Below are 19,671 nucleotides of genomic sequence, written 5' to 3'. Positions count from 1 at the left end.
CCCGAAACACCGAAGGATCCCCATGACGAACCCCCACGAGGCCACCGAGCACGTACGCCGGCAGCACAAGGAGACCCTGGCGACGCTGCCGTTCCACGAGAGCACCGAGGAGAGCGAGCGCGGGCTGGTCGCGCGCTGGACCCGCGGTCCGATCACCGCGCCCGACGGACGCGTGGTGTGGGACGTGGACACCTACGCCTTCCTCGAGGGAGAGGCGCCCGACACGGTCAACCCGAGCCTGTGGCGGCACAGCCGCCAGGTCAGCCGGCAAGGTCTCTACGAGGTGCGCCCCGGCATCCACCAGGTGCGCGGCCTCGACATCGCCAACATCACCTTCATCGCCGGCGAGAGCGGCGTCATCGTGGTCGACCCGCTGGTCTCGGTCGAGTGTGCCGCGGCGGCGCTCGAGCTCTACCGCGAGCACTGTGGTGACCGTCCGGTGACCGCAGTGATCCTGACCCACTCCCACATCGACCACTTCGGCGGCATCCGGGGCGTGATCAGCGACGAGGACGTCGCGGCCGGCGTCCCGGTGATCGCGCCGAGCGGCTTCCTCGAGCACGCTGTCGGCGAGAACGTCTTCGCCGGCACCGCGATGGCCCGGCGTGCTGCGTACATGTTCGGAGCAGCCCTGGAGCGCGGACCCCGCGGCCAGGTCGGTGCCGGGATCGGCCAGACGAACTCGACCGGACAGGTCTCCCTGATCCCGCCGACGGTGCTGGTGGGGGAGACCGGCGAGGAGCACGTCTTCGATGGGGTCCGCTTCGTCTTCCAGATGACGCCGGACTCGGAGGCGCCCTCGGAGTTCCACTTCTACCTGCCCGAGCTCAAGGCGCTGTGCATCGCGGAGAACTCGAACCACGCGATGCACAACCTCCTCACCCTGCGCGGCGCGCTGGTCCGCGACGCGCACGCCTGGGCGGGCTACCTCACCGAGGCCATCGAGACCTATGGCCAGGAGGCGGAGGTCGCCTTCGGTGGGCACCACTGGCCGACTTTCGGCAACGAGGCGATCCGCGAGCACCTGGCATTGCAGCGGGACATGTACGCCTACCTGCACGACCAGACGCTGCGCCGGCTCAACCAGGGCTACACCGGCACCGAGATCGCCGAGGACTTCCCGATGCCGCCGGCGCTCGAGCAGAACTGGTCGAACCGCGGCTACTACGGCACGGTCAGCCACAACGTGAAGGCGATCTACCAGCGCTACATGGGCTGGTACGACGGCAACCCCGCCCGGCTCTGGCAGCACCCGCCGGTCGAGCAGGGCCAGCGGTTCGTCCGTGACATGGGCGGCGCCGACGTCGTCGTGTCCAAGGCCCGGGCAGCCTACGAGGAGGGCGACTTCCGCTGGGCGACCACGCTGCTGGACCACGTGATCTTCGCGGAGCCCGACCACGCCGCCGCCCGTGAGCTCCAGGCGGACACCTTCGAGCAGCTCGGCTACCTGGCCGAGAGCGGGCCGTGGCGATGCGTCTATCTCTCCGGGGCGCACGAGCTGCGCCACGGCACCTTCGGGACCCCGCTCTCCTCGGCCGGAGCGGACATCGTCCGTGCCCTCAGCGCGGAGCAGATCTTCGACGCGATCGCGATCCGTGTCGACGGTCCGCGCTGCTGGTCCGAGGTGCTTCGCCTCGACGTGGAGCTCACCAGCACCGGCGAGCGCCACCGGCTGACCCTGCGCAACGGCGTTCTCACCCACTCCGCTCGACCACAGACCGACACCGCGGAGGCGACCCTACGGCTGCCCGCACCGGCGGCGCTGGCCGGTCTGCTGCTCGGCGGCGCTGCGACCCCCGAGGGTCTGGCAGCGGTCGGTGGCGAGATCGAGGGTGACGCCGGAGCTCTCGCCCGTCTCGTCGCCACGCTGGACGCCCCCGACCCGACCTTCGCCATCGTCACCCCGGAGTGAGACCGATGACCCATTCCCCCACCACCGACCTGGCCGAGTCCACCGAGAAACCCAGCGCCCGCGCCTGGGTGATCACCGGCCTGCTGGTCGTCTTCATGCTCATCAACTTCGGCGACAAGGCAGTCCTGGGCCTCGCCGCCGACCCGATGATGGCCGACCTCGGCATGTCGCCCTCGCAGTACGGCCTCGTCTCGAGCTCTTTCTACGCCCTCTTCAGCATCTCCGCGGTCGTCGTCGGCTTCCTGGCCAACCGGCGGTCCAACAAGCGGATCCTGCTGGTGATGAGCATCGTCTGGGCCCTGACCCAGCTCCCGGTGGTCTTCTTCGCCAGCGTTGCCACGCTGCTGGTGAGCAGGACCGTGCTCGGTGCCGCCGAAGGGCCGGCCAACCCGCTGGCCGTCAACGCCGCCCAGAAGTGGTTCCCCGACCACCGCCGCAACCTGCCCACCTCGCTGGTCAACCTCGGCGCCGCCCTCGGTGTCGTGCTGATGGCGCCGCTGCTGTCCTACCTCATCGACAACCACGGCTGGCGCTCCGCGTTCTTCATGATGATGGTGCTCGGCCTGATCTGGTCCGTGGTCTGGGCTCTGGTCGGCAAGGAGGGCCGCACGGGTATGTCCGGTACGGGCTCTGCTCCCGACCGGTCGATCGCGGAGGCCGCCACCGGCGACGTCCTCGTCGCGGCGTCCCAGCGGGCTCCGTACCGCGCGATCTTCCTGTCCGGCACCGGGCTCGCGGTCTTCGTCGCGGGCTTCGCGGCCTACTGGGCGCTCGCGCTGCTGGTCGCCTGGGTGCCGCTCTACCTCAACAAGCCGCTCGGACTCGGCACCGCCACTGCAGGCACCCTCGTCGTGCTGCCGTGGCTGATGGGGGCGATCGTGATCCCGCTCCAAGGTTTCGTCTCGGACCGGATGATGCAGCGCGGACGCTCCTCGCGGGTCGCTCGGGTCTACGTCTCCGCCGGCTGCATCACGACCGCTGCGGTGTGCATGCTGCTGCTGCCGGTGGCGGCGGGCACCGTGGCCCAGCTCGCCCTGGTCACCATCGCGTTCTCCCTGGCAGCAGTCCAGATCGGGATCGGGATGACTCTGATGGCCGAGATCACTCCCGCCGTCCAGCGGGCCGCCGTCCTGTCGACCCTGACGGCGGTGACCGGCCTGTCCGGAGTGATCGCTCCTGCGCTGGCAGGTCGTCTCATCGACGCCCATGGTGTCGCCGATGCCACCGGATACCACCAGGTCTTCCTCATCACCGGCGGCCTCTTCCTCCTCGGTGTCCTGTGCCTGGTGCTCTTCGCCCGCCCGGTGCGCGATGCCGCCAGGGCGGCTCGGCTGGCGGCCGCAGCACACTGACCGCCGACGGGCGGCCCCTCACAAGGGACCGCCCGTCGGCGGTTCGGCGGCGCACTCGAGCGGCACGATCTGAAGGTCAGCCGGTGACGGCAGGGCCGAAGGCGGGCACACTGGCTCCATGACGTCCGTGCCCCGCCGGGGCCGTCCTGAGCTGCGGATGCGCCTCGCCGCCGAGACGGCCAGCGTGCCGGGGGCGCGGCGGTTCGTGACCGACGGGCTGCTGGAGTGGGGGCGCGAGCATCTGGTCGACGACGCCGCCCTCTGCATCACCGAGATGGCAGCGAACTCCGCGCTCCACAGCGGGAGCCCCTATATGCACATCCGGCTGCATGACCTCGAGCCGGCCGTACGGCTCAGCGTCGAGGACGACGGAGCGCTGGTCCCGGTCGGTGCCGTGGCTCCGCCGCCTGTCGAGAGTCAGGGCACCACCGGTCGGGGACTGGTGATCGTGTCCGTGCTGGCGGAGTCCTGGGGGATCGAGGAGCGTGTCGACGGGCGCCGCATCTGGGCCGAGCTCGCCGGCGACGGCGTCGAGCACGACGTACGGCCTCCCACGGTCGAGTACGGGGAGCAGGTGGTATCGGAGCAGTCCGCTCTCCCCGCCGACTGGGTCACCGTGCGGCTCCCCGGCTGTCCGGTGCAGCTCGGGCTCCAGATCGACCAGCGCCTCGATGATCTGGTCCGCGAGCTCCAGCTCATCGACTCCGAGGAGGGTCCGACACCGCCGCGCGAGCTCGGCCAGCTCATCGAGCGGCTGGTGAGCCGACCCGCCTTCGCACGCCACATGGGGCGACGTACGGCCCTGGACGCCGCCGCGAAGGGGCTGGAGTACGTCGACATCGAGATGACTCTGCCCCGCGAGATGGGCCCCGTGGTCCGCGAGCTGTGGGCCGCGGACAACCTGGCCGACGCGCTCAGCGAGACCCATCGGCTGCTCACCCTTCGCTCCACCCCGGAGATGGTCTCGCTGCGCACCTGGTTCACCGAGAGCATCGTCGCCCAGGCAGAGCACGACGCCGACCCGGTGTCGTACGACGATTGGGTCCTGGCCAGAGGCGGCGCTGGTTGACGGTGTCCGCTGTCATCCTCGGCTGCGGCTCAGCGGCTGCGGTGGTAGGAGTGGATCAGGCTGGAGGTCCACGCGACGTACGCCGCAGCTGGCGCAGCGCACGTAGTGGACCCGCCCCTCCGAGGTCTGGTGGCTGGACTCGGTGCGCCAGCCGTGCTCGTGGGCGCCGTCCGCGTGCGGGGACTTCTCTGTCGCGATGTCCGTCATGGTCACCACCCTGGTGTAATGGTCTTATGCATCTCAACCCTTACGGTGAGTACGCGGTGCTCATGGCCGCCTCGCTCGCCGACGACTGGCCCGAGGACCGGGCCGGGATCGAGGCGCGGACCAGGGCCTTCGGCATGACGATGGCCTTCGCCGAGTCGCCGGACGATCACCTGCGCACCCGCCTGGTGATCGACGAATGGCTGCGCGTCGTCGATGCCGAGGAGCCAGGGGAGCGGGCACGGTTGCTCAACGACCTGATGGCGCAGGCGACCGCGTACCCCCGGCTGACCGATCATGGGCGGGAGGGGTGGCACCTCCACTACCGCGACAGCGCCAACGACTCGCTTCCCGACGTGCTGAGGGCTGTGATCAGTGTGGGCACGGCGCTGCATCTGACCACTCGGGGCATCCATCGCCTGGGCCGGTGCGCTGCCGGACAGACGGCGGGCGACCCGTGCGCTGCGGTGGTCGTGGACGTCACCCGCAACGGGCGGCAGCGCTACTGCTCGGTCCGCTGCGCCAACCGGGCAGCGGTCCGCCGGCACCGCGCACGGCGAAAGTGATGATCGACTCGGGCGCCGGGCCATCGTCGATGGTGTCATCCTGATGGTCAGCTCCTGACCTGCGATGATGCGGAATTCACATGGGATCGCCGGTGGTGTATTGGATCAGCTGCTTCCGCTTCGCCACCATCGCCGTGTGACTGATGAGCAGAGTGACCCGATCCGCCGCGGCGTGCTGTCCCGGCGCGCGGCCCTGGCGATCGCAACGATTCCGGTTGCCGCTGCGTGCGCCACGCCGGCGCGGCCGGCAGATGCTTCTCGCTCTTCCGTAGCCTCGACGCCGCCGCGCCGACCGGATGCTGAGATGTACTACGCCCGCGCTGCCGAGCTCGCCGGAGACGATCCGGTACTGCTCGATGTCGTGCGCGCCCAGCGAGCGGGTTGGATGCCGCCGAAGGCTCCCGACCCGCGCCCTGTACGCATATTCGACGACGTCGCGGTCGTGGGCACGGACTTCGTCCAGGCCACGGCCCTGGCCACCTCGGCCGGAGTGGTGCTGATCGATGCTCTGGAATCCTCGGTCGAGGCCGAGGGCATCCTCGTGCCAGGCCTTCGCGCAGTGGGGATGAATCCTGCTGCGATCGACTCGGTCATCGTCGCCCACGGTCACGCCGACCACTTCGGGGGAGCCCAGTTCGTCGCCGACCGGTGCGGGGCAAGGGTGCTGATGAGCAAGCGCGACTGGGACTTGGTTGCCGAGGAGTCGCCGGATGTCGCTCCGGACCGGGATCTGGAGATCCACGACGGTCAAGAACTCAGATCGGGCACGACGACAGTCCGACTCCCGCTCACGCCAGGCCACACCCGCGGCACCGTGTCGCCGACGTTCCCGGTGCACTGGAACGGTCGCCGTCATCGCGCGATCCTCTGGGGCGGGATGGGGCTGCCACGATCGACTCGGGACAGACGGGCCTATCTGACGTCCGTCCGCGAGACTTCACGCCGGGCGCGGCGTGAAGGGATCGACGTCGTGCTCACCAATCATGGGAATGTCGAGCGGCTCGAAGAGGTTGCGGGGCTCGGCCGCCGAGCGGAGAACCCGTTCATCCTGGGGCGTGCCCGCACCGACCGCTTCTGGGCTGTGCTCGAGGCGATGGTCCGTGGGCGGATCGCGGACGGGACGTAGACGTCCTCGTCCGGCAGCCACAGCACCTCAAGCCCGGCGCACGGCATCGTGGAGCCGCCGAGCCACGCGCCCGAGGGTGATGTCGGCGGCCGGCTGGACACCGGCCTCGACCCGGCTGCGCGACAGGATCGCGATGGCGATCCGCGCGCCGTCATGGTGCTCGGCGACGCCGACCTCATGACGCAGGTTGAGGCCGGTTCCGGTCTTCGACGACCAGATCGTGAGGTCGCTGTCGAACTCAGGGGCGAGCCGCTGGCGATAGACGTTCGCGGCGAGGAGAGCCCGTAGTCGAGACGAGACCTCCGGGTGGATCCCTGACCCGTCGGTCCAGATGGCGGCCAGAAGATCCACGAAGGTACGGGCCGACGAGCTGGTCGCGTGGGTGACGTCCAGCCAGCCGAGTGGGCTGCTGTTCCTCTCGTCCACCGAACGGGCCGCCAACGCGTACCCCAGCCCGGTCCGATGTTCTTCGAGGCGTTCGACGGCGGTGTTGCTCAGCTCACCGAGACCGTGCCGGATCGGGATGACGGGCACGCCGAGGCGCTGCGCGATCTCGGCGACCTGGTCGGGCGGTGTCAGAGCGAGCAAGGCATCGGCGGCCTGGCTGTCGCTGACCGACAGGCATAGATAGACGAGGTCGTCGATCGCGACGGTGGCAGGGTGGCGGAAGCGGCTGGTTCCCTGTGGGCCGGGCACCTCGTGCCGGCCTGGCTGCACCGTGACGGGCGCGGAGCCGTCGAGCTCTCCGACTCTGATTCGTTCGAGAGTCGCCAGAGCGATGGGTAGCTTCGCCAGCGACAGGAGCGGGAGCTGGTCGTCGGGGTCGACGCCGACCTCGAGATCACGGTCGAGATCTCGTACGAGCAGGCTTGCCGAGAGCCCGGCCGACCCCAGCTCGGCGCGGGCGCGCACGGCTTCGGCCGCGAGGCTCGGACTATTGCTCGTGTTCATGCTGCACCTGGCTGACAGCCGAGCGCGTGCCCGACCGCGGCATCGAGCCAACCGGCCTCTGCGCTCGGCCAGCCCACTCCGTCCGGGGCCATGCGGCGGCAGACCTCGAGTGTGAAGTTCCGGGCCAGGACGATGCCGCCGATCTGGTGCCACGAGAGCGCAAGCTCGCGGGCCTGTAGCTCGGTGCACAGCAGCAGGTCGTGACTGGTGGTGACGTCAGCGAGTGCCGAGACGAGGGCAGCGACGTGCACCTGGTCGGGTCGTAGGCCGGACGCGAAGGCGTGGCGACGGAGCACGTCACCGACGTACGCATGATCGTCCTCGGGCGAAAGAATGACCCGCCGGGGCGGGTCGCATTCCAGGCGGCCAGGGCGAAGCCGATCCAAGTGGATTCGTGTGTTCGCACTCGGCGCGGCCGACGCCAGCCCCAGCGGCGCTCGCCACCTCGCGAGGCCGTCCGGTGCGGGCAGAAGTGCGCCATCGACCATGGCAGAACGCACCAGCTCGGCACGGCGCTCAGGTCCGCCCATGACCAGCACCAAGTCCACCGACTCTTCTTTGGCGTCGCTGATCAACGCCGCACCGCGAACGGTCGGAACGTCTTCAGGAAACGCCAGTCGCAGACGCCGGGGTGCGTCTACATCTGCGGCCGTGACGAGTTCGTCCACGGCCTCGATCACCCGCCGTACGGACGGGAGCAGTCTGCGTCCAAGAGGTGTGAGGCCCGCGTTCTGTGCCGAGCGGTCGAAGACTCGGCCACCCACGCGCGCTTCCAACGCAGCGACACGCCGACTGACGACCGGCTGCGGGGCGCCGATCTTGGCCGCCCCGAGCGTGAACCCGCCGGCCTCGCTGACAGCGAGGAACGCTCGGCAGGTGTCTTCGATGTCCACCGGACTGATGGTCACTCGTCCGGCCGTACTGACAAAGCAGGCGCGCCGTCAACGGTTCTCGACGGATCGTTCGTTACTTGCGCAGTTGACGAAACGTATGGCAGGGTTGAGCGCATCGAAGGGGAGTAGCCCCCAATGTCGCGGTCGACATACTGACGCCTTCTGGCGTCCGGCCGCGCGGCCTCACCGCGGTGGGGCGGGCGAGACCTTCGACCCAAGGCACACACAGTGCTGGGTCGAAGCGTCTCGCGTCTCCGGTCCAGCGGACCGGAAGGAGCACGCGACGTGCCAAGGCGTCGAATCAGCACCAGCGGTAGCGCCGTCGCCGGCGATGGATCATCGCGGCGGGTCCGGAGCGAGCGTGCCGTCCGCGGCGATGTGGTCGAAGATCTGCTGCACCAGCGCCACGACGTGCGGGTCGTCCGCGACGTACACATGGCGTCGTCCGTCGCGGACGGCCCGGACGATGCCGGCGAGCCGCAGCTTGCTGAGGTGCTGGCTCGTCGTGGGCACGCTCACGCCCACCCGAGCGGCGAGGGTGCCCACATCGTGTCCACCCGTCGTGAGCAGCCACACCAGATGCAGGCGGGGCGGGCTGGAGAGCAGCGCGAACGTGTTCGCCGCCGCGGCGAGCTGAGCGGGCGTGGGCGCCTCGCCTCGAGTCGCAGGCTCGTGCGCCGCGGCTGCTGATGGATCCATGATGCCCATCCTCTCGCAGTGTGCCACGTGTGTGGCCTCCGATCCCTCCACCTTCACGCGCTAAGTCAGGAGATCAGCTCCCATGTCCTTGTGGGCCATCTTTCTCATCGGGATCGGCGTATCGGCCGATGCCTTCGCCGCCGCGGTCACCTGCGGTCTACGGCTGCGCCGCTGGAACCTCAGGCAGGCGATCATCGTCGCCGCTGTCTTCGCCGGCTTCCAGGCCGCGATGCCCTTGATGGGCTGGGCGGTAGCGTCACGATTCTCCCGTTACGTCGACCCGGTCGACCACTGGATCGCGTTCACTCTTCTCGCCGCCATCGGGGCGAAGATGATCTGGGAGGCGTTCCAGTCCGACGGCGACGAAGAGGCTGGAACGGCTGTGCAGCTGGGGATACGGCGTCTCCTGCTCCTCGGTGTGGCGACGAGTATCGACGCTGCCGCGGTGGGCGTCTCGTTCGCGGTCCTCGACGTCTCGATCCTGCAGGCGATCCTCATCATCGCGGTCACGACCTTCACGCTGTCCCTGGTCGGCGTGGTGATCGGCAACCGGGTCGGCGCTCGCTTCCGTACTCCTGCGGAGATCGTCGGCGGTCTCGTCCTCATCGCCATCGGTGTTCGCATCGTCCTCGAGCACTTCATCGCTTGACGCCGAATGGCTGACCGTCGACCGAACGCTCTCCAGGCCCGGCTGGAGTCCAACGCCTGACCGGGTTCGCCGGGGGTCGCCGTGCCGAGGTGGTTCCGGGTCAGAAGCCGTTCGCGGTGACGTTCGGGTGCTCGGACTCCCGCCTGGCTGCCGCGATCATCTTCGACCTGAGGGCACTGGTCAGTGCTGCTGACGTTGCAGCGCCATCAGCAGTGCGCCGCGTCCGGCGTGCTCGAGGTCGTCACGCAACGCCGCCACGGCTGACTCGTCGTCGATCAGCAGCTTGTCCATGAGGTCGCGGTGGAGGCCGGCGAGCTTGGCGACGGTGAAGTCGGGGCGCAGGTTGGCGAGCAGGAGGCGTAGCTCGTCCTCGCACGACTGGTGGGCCTCGACGAGCCGCTGGTTGCCGGATGCCTCCACGATCGCGCGATGAATCCGTCCGTGAGCCTCGATGAGCGTCCCCCAGGGAGTGTCTTCCGGCAGGGACTCGAGTCGGCGCACCGAGTACTCGACGGGGGAGAGGTCCGCGTGCCGGCGCAGCGCGATCCGGAGGCTGCCGAGCTCGACCACGCTGCGGAACTCGAAGACGGTGTCGATCCGCTCCCGGGTCAGCTCCGGAACGTGTGCGCCCTTGTGGCGCTCGTGGATGACGAGCCCCGTCGCGGCGAGCTGCTTGATCGCCGCACGAACGGTGTGGCGGCCGGCGTCGAAACGCGCGGTCAGCTGCTCCTCGCGCAGATGCTCGCCGGGGGCGATGTTCCCGTTGAGGAGATCCGCCCGAAGTGTGGCCACGATGCGATCGGGAGCGCTGACCCTCAGGGGCGTCCCTCCGGAACCGTCAGCGGACGTCATGCATCGATCCTCTCATCGTCGGTGCCTGGACCGACGGACGACCGGCACGACGATCCTCTTGTCGGCGTCTGGCGATTGTGTCACAATCCGTCGCAATTGTGACACAAAGCAGCGACGGGTCCCGTGGTGCACGGAGCGGCACGCACCAAGCGCTGAGCGAGAAGGGCAGGCACTCATGACCGGCACACCGTCCAGGCCTCGTACGCAGCGCAGACTGCCGCGATGGAAGGAGCTCGCTCCATTGCTGGGCGTGCGGCGCTGGGAGTCCGACCGCCTGACACGTCGGTTGCAGCGTGCTCTCACCGTCGCCGACCTCGCCGACATCGCGCGTCGTCGGACGCCACGGTCGGTCTTCGACTACGTCGACGGGGCGGCTGAGGCCGGGCTCAGTCTGGAGCGCGCCCGCCATGCCTTCGCGAGGGTGGAGCTCGACGCGCGCGTGCTGCGTGACGTGACCTCGGTGGACACCAGCACCACGATCCTGGGGCGCAGGTCGGACCTCCCTCTCATCCTGGCGCCGACGGGGTTCACCCGGATGATGCACCACGAGGGCGAGCCCGCGGTGGCTCGCGCGGCCGCGACCGCAGGGATCCCGTACACGCTGTCGACGATGGGCACCACGTCACCGGCCGACCTCATGGCCGCCGCACCGACCGGCCGGAACTGGTTCCAGCTCTACCTGTGGAAAGACCGCGCCGCGACGCTCGAGCTGGTCGAATCAGCCCGTACGGCGGGGTACGACACGCTCGTCCTGACAGTCGACACCCCGGTGGCGGGCAACAGGCTGAGAGACGCGCGCAACGGACTGACCATCCCTCCGACGCTCAACCTTCGGACCTTGCTCGACATGTCCAGGCACCCCTCGTGGTGGGCGAACCTGTTGACCACCGAGCCCTTGGAGTTCGCTGCCCTGCGATCCTTCGACGGCACGGTCGCTGAGCTGGTGGACACGATGTTCGATCCCGCGCTGACCTTCGAGGACCTCGCCTGGCTCCGCGACCAGTGGGCCGGCAACCTCGTCGTGAAGGGTCTGCAATCGGTCGAGGACGTCCGGCTGGTGGTCGACGCCGGTGTGGACGGCATCGTCGTCTCGAACCACGGTGGTCGACAGCTCGATCGAGCCGCTACGCCTCTGGAGCTGCTCCCCGCTGTCGTGGATGCCGTGGACGGTCGCTGCCAGGTGTTCCTGGACACCGGGATCCTCTCGGGCGCCGACATCGTGGCCGCGCTGGGGATGGGGGCCGACGCCTGCATGGTGGGTCGTGCCTACCTCTACGGCCTGATGGCAGGAGGCGAGCGCGGAGTGGGCCGCGCGCTCGACCTCTTCCGTTCCGAGATGACACGGACGATGCAGCTCATGGGTGCGGCGTCCGTCGCCGATCTGCGCGGGAGGGCCCGGCTCCGGCCGTGACCTTCGCGAGCTCGGATCAGTCTCGAGCGGACGAGGCCCTGGTCGGGTCCTCGTCGACCAGGTGGGTGCGGTCCCACGCCGACATGACCATGAGCGTCTTCGTACCCGCGACGATGCCGGTGCGGCGAATGGCGTTGACGACCTGCTGCAGATGCTCGACGTTGCGGACACGGAAGCGTACGAGGGCGTCGGGATCACCGGCGATCGTGTAGTACTGCTGCACCTCCGGTACGCGTCGGGCGATCTCCTCGATCTGGTCGGTGTCCGTGTCCCCGGTCAGCCGGATCTCGGTGAAGGCATCGATCTCGCCGACGGCCGTGTCGTCGATGACGGCGACGTATCCCCGGATCACGCCGGTGCTCTCCAGCTTCTCGATCCGCCGCGCGACCGGAGCGCTCGAGAGCCCTACGCGGCGTCCGATCTCGCTGACCGGCATCCGCGCGCTTCGGCGCAGGAGGTCGAGGATCTGTCGGTCGATGGCGTCCAATTCTGCTCTCCTGTCAGCATCATCAATCATGCGTCGTACGCAAGATTCTAGGGGTCCACGGCGATGCGCACGCAAAGACAGGTTCATATACGCATGGATCGAGCGCAATGGTTGCGTTGGTGTGTAACCCCCATCACGCTTCTGCCGAACCGCCGAGAACAGAGGAGCGTCATGACCGTGGAAACCCACCAGACCGAGCCGTGGTCCGTCCTCGACACGTCCGGGCACCTGCGGCCGGACGAGCGCGTCCCGAGCGGCGACTCCGCCCTCGACCTGCGCCGGGCCTACCGCGACATGGTGCTCGCCCGACGCGTCGACGCCGAGGCGATCGCCTTGCAGCGACAGGGTGAGCTCGGCCTCTGGCCATCCATGCTCGGGCAGGAGGGCGCCCAGGTCGGTGCCGGCTCGGCGCTGCGACCCCAGGACGTGGTGTTCCCCACCTACCGGGAGCACGCGGTCGCCTGGTGCTTCGGTGTCGACCCGGTCCAGCTGCTGGGTCTGTTCCGCGGCACGACCATGGGTGGCTGGGACCCGCGCGAACGCAACTTCAACCTCTACACCCTGGTCATCGGGGCGCAGACGCTGCACGGCGTCGGATACGCGATGGGCATCGTCCGCGACGGCGACGTCGGCACCGGTGACCCCGAGCGCGACCGCGCCGTCCTGGTCTTCCTCGGTGACGGCGCCCTCAGCGAGGGCGAGACCAACGAGGCCTTCGTCTGGGCCGCGGCGCAGCAGCTCCCGGTGGTCTTCTTCTGCCAGAACAACCAGTGGGCGATCTCGGCGCCCTTCTCGGTGCAGAGCCGGATCCCCGCCGCCGAGCGGGCCCGAGGCTTCGGCTTCCCCGGCGTACGCGTCGACGGCAACGACGTCATCGCCTGTCATGCCGCCACCCAGGAGGCTCTCGCGACGGCGCGCGCCGGCGGCGGACCGACCCTCATCGAGGCGGTCACCTACCGACGCAACCCGCACACCACCTCCGACGACGACCTGCGCTACCGCAGCGGCTCCGAGAACGACGAGTGGGAGGGCCGTGACCCGATCGACCGCCTGCGGCTGCTGCTGACCGGTGACGATGCTCCCGAGCGCCTCGACGACGACTTCCTTGCCGAGCTGGCGCAGGAGGAGCAGGCCCTCGCCGAGCGGCTGCGGACCGGGTGCCGCGCCCTGCCCGTGCCGTCACCTGAGGACCCGTTCCTCCACACCCTCGAGCAGATGCCTGCCGACCTGGCCAGACAGCGCGACGAGCACCTGGCGTTCGTCGCGGCCGGAGAAGGAGACCACGCATGAGCACCGCGCTGGCCCACGCCCTGAACGCCGCCCTTCGCGACTCGATGGAGGCCGACGACAAGGTCCTGCTGATCGGTGAGGACATCGGCGAGCTCGGGGGCGTCTTCCGCGTCACCGACGGTCTCGCGAAGGACTTCGGCGAGGACCGCGTCGTCACCTCACCGCTCGGCGAGGCCGGCATCGTCGGCAGCGCCATCGGGCTGGCCATGGCCGGCTACCGGCCGGTGTGCGAGATCCAGTTCGACGGCTTCGTCTTCCCCGCGATGAACCAGATCATCACGCAGCTCGCCAAGTACCGGCACCGTTCCGAGGGGGCAGTCTCCCTCCCCGTGGTCATCCGCATCCCGGTCGGCGGTGGCATCGGCGCCATCGAGCACCACAGCGAGTCGCCGGAGGCCTACTTCGCCCACACGCCGGGCCTCCGTGTCCTGTGCCCCTCCAGTGCGCAGGACGCCTACGACCTGCTCGGCCAGGCCATCGGCTGCAACGACCCCGTGATCTTCCTCGAGCCCAAACGCTCGTACTGGGCCAAGGGAGACGTCGACACGACCGCGACGCCGTTGCCGATCGATCAGGCACGCGTCGTACGTCCGGGAGCCGACCTGACCCTGGTGACGTACGGGGCGCTCGTGCCGACCGCGGTCAAGGCGGCCGCCGCGGCCGCCGAGGAAGGACGGTCGATCGAGGTCATCGACCTCCGGTCGCTCTCGCCGATCGACGACGCGACGATCGTCGCCTCGGTCGAACGGACCGGTCGGTTGATCGTCGCCCACGAGGCGTCACAGACCGCAGGACTCGGCTCGGAGATCGCGGCACGCGTCCAGGACCAGGCCTTCTACTCGCTGGAGGCGCCGATCATCCGGGTCACGGGGTACGACACGCCGTACCCGGCCAGCCGGCTCGAGCACGACTGGCTCCCGAGCCTCGACCGCATCCTCGACGCCGTCGACCGCAGCTTCACCTACTGAGGGCACCGAACACATGACGAACATCCAGCAGTTCAACCTCCCTGACGTCGGCGAGGGCCTGACCGAGGCCGAGATCGTGACCTGGCTCGTCGCGCCGGGTGACGTCGTCGAGGTCAACCAGACCCTCGTCGAGATCGAGACGGCGAAGTCCCTCGTCGAGCTCCCCTCGCCGTTCGCGGGCGAGGTGATCGAGCTGCACGCCGAGGAGGGCGTGACGGTCGACGTCGGTAGGCCCATCATCAGCATCGCGACCGCCGGAGCCGCTCCGGGGAAGGCGCCGGCGAGCCCGTCCGGCCCGGCAGGGGCGGAGCAGGAGGCAGCCGAGGCAGCCGAGGCAGCCGAGGCCGCCGAGCCGAAGCTGCTCGTCGGGTACGGCGCGACGGAGACGAGCAGCCGGCGTCGCCGCCCGGCCGACCAGCAGGCTCCCGCCGAGCTGCCCACGGCTCCGTCCCCGCCTGCGGCGGCACCGTCCGGGCCCCTCCGGACCAAGCCACCGGTGCGGAAGCTGGCGAAGGTCCTCGGGATCGATCTCGCGTCGCTCACCCCGACCGGACCCGGCGGCATCGTGACCCGCGCCGACGTGCTCGACGCTTCCTCGACGAACGGTGCGCCCCAGGCAGCCCCCGACGTCGTCGCGACCACGCCCAGCGATGGCGAACCCGCCGAGATCCGCATCCCGATCAAGGGCGTGCGCAAGCACACCGCGGCGGCCATGGTCAGCTCGGCCTTCACCGCGCCCCACGTCACCGAGTTCGTCACGCTCGACATCACCGCGACGATGGAGCTGCGGGACCGGGTCGCCGCCCGACGCGACTTCAAGGACGTGAAGCTCAGCCCCCTGTGCTTCATCGCCAAGGCGTTCCTGCGGGCCATGGAACGCACCCCTTCGGCGAACTCCCGGTGGGACGAAGCGGCGCAGGAGATCGTGCAGTTGCGCGAGATCAACCTCGGCATCGCGGCGGCGACGCCCCGAGGCCTCGTGGTGCCGAACATCCGCAGCGCCCAGCGTCTGGGACTGGCCGAGCTCGCCACGGCCATCGCCGACCTCGCCGCCACGGCCCGGTCGGGCAAGACGCCGCCCGAGGCGATGGCCGACGGCACGGTGACCATCAGCAACTTCGGAGTCTTCGGCGTCGACACCGGAACCCCGATCCTGAACCCGGGGGAGACCGCGATCCTCGGAGTCGGCACGATCACCCGCCAGCCGTGGGTCGTCGGCGAGGGCGCCGACGAGCGCTTGGAGCCCCGATGGGTCACGACCCTGGCACTGTCCTTCGACCATCGGGTCATGGACGGCCAGCAGGGCTCGGAGCTGCTGGCCGACACGGCGGCATTCCTCCGCGACCCAGCGCTCGCGACGCTCTGACCCGCACCACACGAGAGGTTCACCATGCCCCAGAAGTTCGATGTCGTCGTCCTCGGAGCCGGCCCCGGCGGTTACGTCGCCGCGATCCGTGCGGCCCAGCTGGGCAAGAAGGTCGCCGTGGTCGAGGAGAAGTACTGGGGAGGCGTCTGTCTGAACGTCGGGTGCATCCCGTCGAAGGCGCTGCTGCGGAACGCCGAGATCGCGAGCACCTACCGCAACCACGCGGCCGACTTCGGCATCGTCGGTGACGTCTCGTTCGACTTCGGCGTGGCCCACGACCGGAGCCGCAAGGTCGCCGACGGGCGGGTCAAGGGCGTCCACTTCCTGATGCAGAAGAACGGGATCACCGAGCTCGACGGCCGCGGCGTGCTGACCGGTCGGCACGCCATGGACGTGAGGCGCCCCGACGGGACGGTCGAGCAGATCGAGTTCGCGCACGCCATCATCGCCACGGGGTCGCGGACCAGGATGCTGCCCGGCGTCGAGCGGTCCGCCCGGGTCGTGACCTACGAGGAACAGATCCTCGACCGCGACCTGCCCGGGTCGATGCTGGTGGTGGGTGCCGGCGCGATCGGCATGGAGCTGGGCTACGTGGCCCGGGCGTACGGCGTGGACGTGACGGTGGTGGAGTACCTCGACCGGGCACTGCCGAACGAGGACCCCGAGGTCTCGAAGGAGATCACCCGGGCCTACAAGAAGCTCGGCATCGACATCCTCACGTCGACGAAGGTCGAGTCGGTCACCGATCATGGCGATCGGGTCTCGGTCGCGTACTCCCGGGGTGGGGTGCAGGAGAGCGTCGACGTCGACCGGGTGCTGGTGTCGGTCGGGTTCGCGCCCAACGTCGAGGGAATCGGCCTGGAGGCGGCGGGTGTCGAGCTCGACGACCGCGGCGCGATCGCGATCGACGAGAGGATGAGGACGAACGTCCCGCACATCCACGCGATCGGCGACGTGACGATGAAGCTCCAGCTGGCGCACGTCGCCGAGGCCCAGGGCGTCGTGGCCGCCGAGACGATCGCCGGAGCGCAGACCATGGAGCTCGGGGACTACCGGATGATGCCGCGGGCGACCTTCAGTCAACCGCAGGTCGCCAGCTTCGGGCTGACCGAGGCTGAGGCGGTCGCCGAAGGACACGAGGTGACGGTCGTGAAGTTCCCGTTCTCGGCCAACGGCAAGGCCCACGGGCTCGGGGAGCCGACGGGGTTCGTCAAGCTGGTCGCAAGTACGAAGCACGGCGAGCTCCTCGGTGGCCACCTGGTCGGTCCCGACGTCTCCGAGCTCCTGCCCGAGCTGACGCTCGCCCAGAAGTGGGACCTCGGTGCGTTCGAGCTGGCCCGGAACGTGCACACGCACCCCACGCTGAGCGAGGCTCTGCAGGAGACTTTCCACGGCCTCGCCGGCCACATGATCAATGTCTGATCCGCACCCAGCCACCTGACGCACCCACCCTCGAGAGCAAGGAACCCCATGCCCGCCCAGCGCCTCATGCCCACCGAAGAGTCCACGGACCTCATCGAGCTGACCCGGAGCATCGTCGACAAGGAGCTGCGACCGGTCATCGCCGACCTCGACGCGTCTGCGACGTTTCCCCGGGACGTCTTCCGGACCCTCGGGCGGGCCGGTCTGCTGTCGCTGCCGTACCCGGAGGAGTTCGGAGGTGGCGGCCAGCCGTACGAGGTCTACCTGCAGGCGCTGGAGGAGATCGCCTCGGCGTCCGCGTCGGTGGGCGTCGGGGTCAGCGTGCACGCGCTGTCGTGCTTCGGGCTGTTCACCGCCGGGACCGAGGACCAGAAGCAGGCGTGGCTGCCCGAGATGCTGTCGGGTGAGCTGCTGGGCGCGTACTGCCTCTCGGAGGCGCACGCCGGATCGGACCCCGCGGCCATGCGGACCCGCGCGGTCCGTGATGGCGACGACTACGTCATCACCGGCGCCAAGGCGTGGACGACCCACGGCGGCAGGGCGGACTTCTACAAGGTCATGGCGCGCACGTCGGACGACGGTTCGCGTGGCATCTCCTGCTTCCTGGTTCCTGCCGACACTCCCGGTCTGACGGCCGACAACCCCGAGCAGAAGATGGGCCTGATGAGCTCGACCACCGCGACGATGCTGTTCGACGGCGTCCGTGTCCCGGCCGAACGGCGCCTCGGCGCGGAGGGGCAGGGCCTGCCCATCGCGCTGGCCGGGCTCGACGCGGGGCGCCTCGGCATCGCCGCCGTCGCCACCGGCCTCGCGCAGGAGGCGCTCGACGTCGCTGTTGCGTACGCCAAGGAGCGCGAGGCGTTCGGCAAGGCGATCATCGACCACCAGGGACTCGCGTTCGTGCTCGCCGACATGGCCGCCGCGGTCGAGTCGGCCCGTGCCACCTACCTGGCCGCGGCCCGCCTCAAGGACGCGGGCCGTCCGTACTCGCGGCAGGCGTCGATCGCCAAGATGGTCTGCACCGACAACGCCATGAAGGTCACCACCGACGCGGTGCAGGTCCTGGGCGGCGCCGGCTACACCAAGGACTTCCCCGTCGAGCGGTTCATGCGCGAGGCCAAGGTGATGCAGATCTTCGAAGGCACCAACCAGATCCAGCGGCTCGTCATCAGCCGCAGCCTCGCGCGCTGATCGTGCGCGATCCTGGCCGTGGCACGATACGTCGATGAACGCGTCAGCCGGACCCGAGCGCTCCAGGGTTCCTGATTGGCTCCGGATGCTGGGCGACGACGTGTCGGCCGAGGAGATCGAGAGGCATCGCGCCCGGCTGCTGGCCGAGGCTCCGGCCGAGCGCCGCGCCGCGCTGCAGACGGAGGTCGAACTCGTCCGGGTCATCCGGGACCGTCTCGACGAGCGCCGCCGGGTGGCGCGTGAGCTGGCCGCATTGAACGACCTCGCGCGCCGGCTCGCCACCCTGCACGATCCCGCCGACGTGCTGCAGCAGGTCGCCGTCCAGGCGCGTCAGCTGCTCGCTGTCGACGTCGCGTACATCATGCTGCGCCAGCCTGACGGGGTCCTGCGCATCGAGTACGCCGACGGGTCCATGGGATCGGCCCTCACCGGGATCGAGCTGCACGAGGGCGAGGGCCTGGGTGGTGAGGTCGTACGCACCGGGCGGCCGCTGTGGACTCGGTCCTACCTGACCGACGAGTCGATCACCCGGGTCCCGGACGTCGACGCCGCGGCCGTCAGCGAGCAGCTGGGCGGGATCGTCGGCGTGCCGTTGCGCACGGGTGTGGAGACGACCGACACCCTCGGGGTGCTGCTGGCGGCCGACCGCCGGGCCCGCCGGTTCCACGAGCACGAGATCGAGCTGTTGGCCGCGCTGGCGGCGCACGCGGCGGTCGCGCTCCGCAACGCCACACTCTTCGAGTCCTACCAGGCGGCCCTCGACGAGGTGAGCAAGACCAACACGACCCTGAAGCAGACGAGTGAGCTGCGCGAGACTCTCGCCGACCTCGTGGTGCGCGGCGGCGACGTATCCGACGTCGCCGATGTCATCGCGCGCGCCGTGGGTGCGGCGGTCGCCGTCGTCGACCGCACCGGCGAGGTGCTGAACCCAGGACCGTCGGTCGCCGAGGTGCCGGTCCCGGAGGATCTCGCACTGTTCGACGACGCCCGGACCCACACGTGGCAGACCCCGCCGGGCCGTCATGTCGCGGCGACGGCCATCGCGCTGCGTGACGGCGTCGGGGGAGCCCTGGTCGTGGCGACCGGCGCGCCGCTGAGCCCCGACGGTCTCCGCCTGCTCGAGACCGGCGCTGTCGCCGTGGCGCTGGCCGTGGTCTCGGAGCAGGCCGTGGCCGAGGCCGAGCTGCGCTCGCGCGGCGAGCTGCTGGCGGCTGCGCTCACCGCCGGCACCGATGAGGCCGGCCTGCGTCGGCGGGCGCGGGC

Annotated in this window: 19 protein-coding genes; 13 read left to right on the top strand and 6 right to left on the bottom strand. The window is 69.8% G+C overall.

Annotation, left to right across the window (positions count from 1 at the left end):
• Positions 1 to 22: 22 nt before the first annotated feature.
• The 3 genes from IEY84_RS18820 (at position 23) to IEY84_RS18810 (ending at position 4,333) form a co-directional block, all read left to right on the top strand.
• Positions 23 to 1,912, top strand: a complete 1,890-nt coding sequence (locus IEY84_RS18820) for an alkyl/aryl-sulfatase (protein ID WP_183545781.1) — start codon at positions 23 to 25, stop codon at positions 1,910 to 1,912.
• Positions 1,913 to 1,917: 5 nt separating this feature from the next.
• On the top strand, positions 1,918 to 3,264 hold the full coding sequence (locus tag IEY84_RS18815) for an MFS transporter (RefSeq protein WP_221208845.1): 1,347 nt from the start codon (positions 1,918 to 1,920) through the stop codon (positions 3,262 to 3,264).
• Positions 3,265 to 3,382: 118 nt separating this feature from the next.
• A complete protein-coding gene (locus IEY84_RS18810; protein WP_183545779.1) occupies positions 3,383 to 4,333 on the top strand; it encodes an ATP-binding protein in 951 nt (316 codons plus the stop codon).
• Between the two features lie 12 nt (positions 4,334 to 4,345).
• Here the strand turns inward: IEY84_RS18810 and IEY84_RS18805 are convergent, their stop codons facing one another.
• Positions 4,346 to 4,540, bottom strand: a complete 195-nt coding sequence (locus IEY84_RS18805) for a hypothetical protein (protein ID WP_183545777.1) — start codon at positions 4,538 to 4,540, stop codon at positions 4,346 to 4,348.
• A gap of 26 nt (positions 4,541 to 4,566) precedes the next feature.
• Here IEY84_RS18805 and IEY84_RS18800 point away from each other — a divergent pair, with 26 nt between their 5' ends.
• Together IEY84_RS18800 and IEY84_RS18795 are read left to right on the top strand one after the other, a co-directional pair.
• Positions 4,567 to 5,103: a CGNR zinc finger domain-containing protein gene (locus IEY84_RS18800; protein WP_183545775.1), complete on the top strand. Its 537-nt coding sequence runs from the start codon at positions 4,567 to 4,569 to the stop codon at positions 5,101 to 5,103.
• 136 nt (positions 5,104 to 5,239) lie between these two features.
• On the top strand, positions 5,240 to 6,229 hold the full coding sequence (locus tag IEY84_RS18795) for an MBL fold metallo-hydrolase (RefSeq protein ID WP_221208844.1): 990 nt from the start codon (positions 5,240 to 5,242) through the stop codon (positions 6,227 to 6,229).
• Positions 6,230 to 6,256: 27 nt separating this feature from the next.
• Here IEY84_RS18795 and IEY84_RS18790 read toward each other — a convergent pair whose 3' ends face one another.
• From IEY84_RS18790 to IEY84_RS18780, 3 genes are all read right to left on the bottom strand, one after another.
• Positions 6,257 to 7,180, bottom strand: coding sequence for a serine hydrolase (locus IEY84_RS18790; protein ID WP_183545771.1), 924 nt, complete (start codon positions 7,178 to 7,180; stop codon positions 6,257 to 6,259).
• Positions 7,177 to 8,073, bottom strand: a complete 897-nt coding sequence (locus IEY84_RS18785) for a LysR family transcriptional regulator (protein WP_183545769.1) — start codon at positions 8,071 to 8,073, stop codon at positions 7,177 to 7,179. The genes IEY84_RS18790 and IEY84_RS18785 overlap by 4 nt, the downstream gene beginning before the upstream one ends.
• A gap of 336 nt (positions 8,074 to 8,409) precedes the next feature.
• The gene (locus IEY84_RS18780) at positions 8,410 to 8,772 is read right to left on the bottom strand and encodes an ArsR/SmtB family transcription factor (RefSeq protein WP_183545767.1); all 363 of its coding nucleotides are present in this window, start codon (positions 8,770 to 8,772) and stop codon (positions 8,410 to 8,412) included.
• A gap of 82 nt (positions 8,773 to 8,854) precedes the next feature.
• Between IEY84_RS18780 and IEY84_RS18775 the strand changes: the two genes are divergently transcribed.
• Entirely contained in the window at positions 8,855 to 9,421 is a 567-nt protein-coding gene (locus IEY84_RS18775) for a manganese efflux pump MntP (RefSeq protein WP_183545765.1), read from the top strand.
• A 180-nt stretch (positions 9,422 to 9,601) separates the two neighbouring features.
• On the opposite strand, the gene IEY84_RS18770 is transcribed toward IEY84_RS18775, so the two are convergent.
• Positions 9,602 to 10,273 (bottom strand): GntR family transcriptional regulator, encoded by a 672-nt coding sequence (locus tag IEY84_RS18770; RefSeq protein ID WP_183545763.1) that lies wholly within the window; start codon positions 10,271 to 10,273, stop codon positions 9,602 to 9,604.
• 175 nt (positions 10,274 to 10,448) lie between these two features.
• Between IEY84_RS18770 and IEY84_RS18765 the strand changes: the two genes are divergently transcribed.
• A complete protein-coding gene (locus IEY84_RS18765; RefSeq protein WP_183545761.1) occupies positions 10,449 to 11,684 on the top strand; it encodes an alpha-hydroxy acid oxidase in 1,236 nt (411 codons plus the stop codon).
• Positions 11,685 to 11,700: 16 nt separating this feature from the next.
• Here the strand turns inward: IEY84_RS18765 and IEY84_RS18760 are convergent, their stop codons facing one another.
• A complete protein-coding gene (locus IEY84_RS18760; protein ID WP_221208843.1) occupies positions 11,701 to 12,171 on the bottom strand; it encodes an Lrp/AsnC family transcriptional regulator in 471 nt (156 codons plus the stop codon).
• Positions 12,172 to 12,342: 171 nt separating this feature from the next.
• Here IEY84_RS18760 and IEY84_RS18755 point away from each other — a divergent pair, with 171 nt between their 5' ends.
• The 6 genes from IEY84_RS18755 to IEY84_RS18730 all read left to right on the top strand — a co-directional run.
• Positions 12,343 to 13,461 carry a thiamine pyrophosphate-dependent enzyme gene (locus tag IEY84_RS18755; RefSeq protein WP_183545757.1) on the top strand — a complete coding sequence of 373 codons (1,119 nt, stop codon included), beginning with the start codon at positions 12,343 to 12,345 and terminating at the stop codon, positions 13,459 to 13,461.
• Positions 13,458 to 14,429 carry an alpha-ketoacid dehydrogenase subunit beta gene (locus tag IEY84_RS18750; RefSeq protein ID WP_183545755.1) on the top strand — a complete coding sequence of 324 codons (972 nt, stop codon included), beginning with the start codon at positions 13,458 to 13,460 and terminating at the stop codon, positions 14,427 to 14,429. The genes IEY84_RS18755 and IEY84_RS18750 overlap by 4 nt, the downstream gene beginning before the upstream one ends.
• Before the next feature lie 13 nt (positions 14,430 to 14,442).
• Positions 14,443 to 15,795, top strand: a complete 1,353-nt coding sequence (locus IEY84_RS18745; protein WP_183545753.1) for a dihydrolipoamide acetyltransferase family protein — start codon at positions 14,443 to 14,445, stop codon at positions 15,793 to 15,795.
• Positions 15,796 to 15,819: 24 nt separating this feature from the next.
• Positions 15,820 to 17,217 (top strand): dihydrolipoyl dehydrogenase, encoded by a 1,398-nt coding sequence (lpdA, locus tag IEY84_RS18740; protein WP_183545751.1) that lies wholly within the window; start codon positions 15,820 to 15,822, stop codon positions 17,215 to 17,217.
• Positions 17,218 to 17,265: 48 nt separating this feature from the next.
• Positions 17,266 to 18,408 carry an acyl-CoA dehydrogenase family protein gene (locus tag IEY84_RS18735; protein WP_183545749.1) on the top strand — a complete coding sequence of 381 codons (1,143 nt, stop codon included), beginning with the start codon at positions 17,266 to 17,268 and terminating at the stop codon, positions 18,406 to 18,408.
• Between the two features lie 34 nt (positions 18,409 to 18,442).
• On the top strand, positions 18,443 to 19,671 hold a 1,229-nt coding region (locus tag IEY84_RS18730; protein ID WP_189129314.1), incomplete at its 3' end, for a GAF domain-containing protein.

The sequence above is a fragment of the Nocardioides albus genome, assembly GCF_014648255.1.
Lineage (GTDB): Bacteria > Actinomycetota > Actinomycetes > Propionibacteriales > Nocardioidaceae > Nocardioides > Nocardioides albus.
This window is presented reverse-complemented; position numbering and strand designations above follow the sequence as displayed.

Coding starts and splice junctions, on each gene's coding strand:
- lpdA (WP_183545751.1), top strand. CDS start 15,820: ATGCCCCAGAAGTTCGATGTCGTCGTCCTCGGAGCCGGCCCCGGCGGT.
- IEY84_RS18805 (WP_183545777.1), bottom strand. CDS start 4,540: ATGACGGACATCGCGACAGAGAAGTCCCCGCACGCGGACGGCGCCCAC.
- IEY84_RS18765 (WP_183545761.1), top strand. CDS start 10,449: ATGACCGGCACACCGTCCAGGCCTCGTACGCAGCGCAGACTGCCGCGA.
- IEY84_RS18800 (WP_183545775.1), top strand. CDS start 4,567: ATGCATCTCAACCCTTACGGTGAGTACGCGGTGCTCATGGCCGCCTCG.
- IEY84_RS18780 (WP_183545767.1), bottom strand. CDS start 8,772: ATGGATCCATCAGCAGCCGCGGCGCACGAGCCTGCGACTCGAGGCGAG.
- IEY84_RS18790 (WP_183545771.1), bottom strand. CDS start 7,180: ATGAACACGAGCAATAGTCCGAGCCTCGCGGCCGAAGCCGTGCGCGCC.
- IEY84_RS18775 (WP_183545765.1), top strand. CDS start 8,855: ATGTCCTTGTGGGCCATCTTTCTCATCGGGATCGGCGTATCGGCCGAT.
- IEY84_RS18810 (WP_183545779.1), top strand. CDS start 3,383: ATGACGTCCGTGCCCCGCCGGGGCCGTCCTGAGCTGCGGATGCGCCTC.
- IEY84_RS18735 (WP_183545749.1), top strand. CDS start 17,266: ATGCCCGCCCAGCGCCTCATGCCCACCGAAGAGTCCACGGACCTCATC.
- IEY84_RS18745 (WP_183545753.1), top strand. CDS start 14,443: ATGACGAACATCCAGCAGTTCAACCTCCCTGACGTCGGCGAGGGCCTG.
- IEY84_RS18770 (WP_183545763.1), bottom strand. CDS start 10,273: ATGACGTCCGCTGACGGTTCCGGAGGGACGCCCCTGAGGGTCAGCGCT.
- IEY84_RS18755 (WP_183545757.1), top strand. CDS start 12,343: ATGACCGTGGAAACCCACCAGACCGAGCCGTGGTCCGTCCTCGACACG.
- IEY84_RS18750 (WP_183545755.1), top strand. CDS start 13,458: ATGAGCACCGCGCTGGCCCACGCCCTGAACGCCGCCCTTCGCGACTCG.
- IEY84_RS18815 (WP_221208845.1), top strand. CDS start 1,918: ATGACCCATTCCCCCACCACCGACCTGGCCGAGTCCACCGAGAAACCC.
- IEY84_RS18820 (WP_183545781.1), top strand. CDS start 23: ATGACGAACCCCCACGAGGCCACCGAGCACGTACGCCGGCAGCACAAG.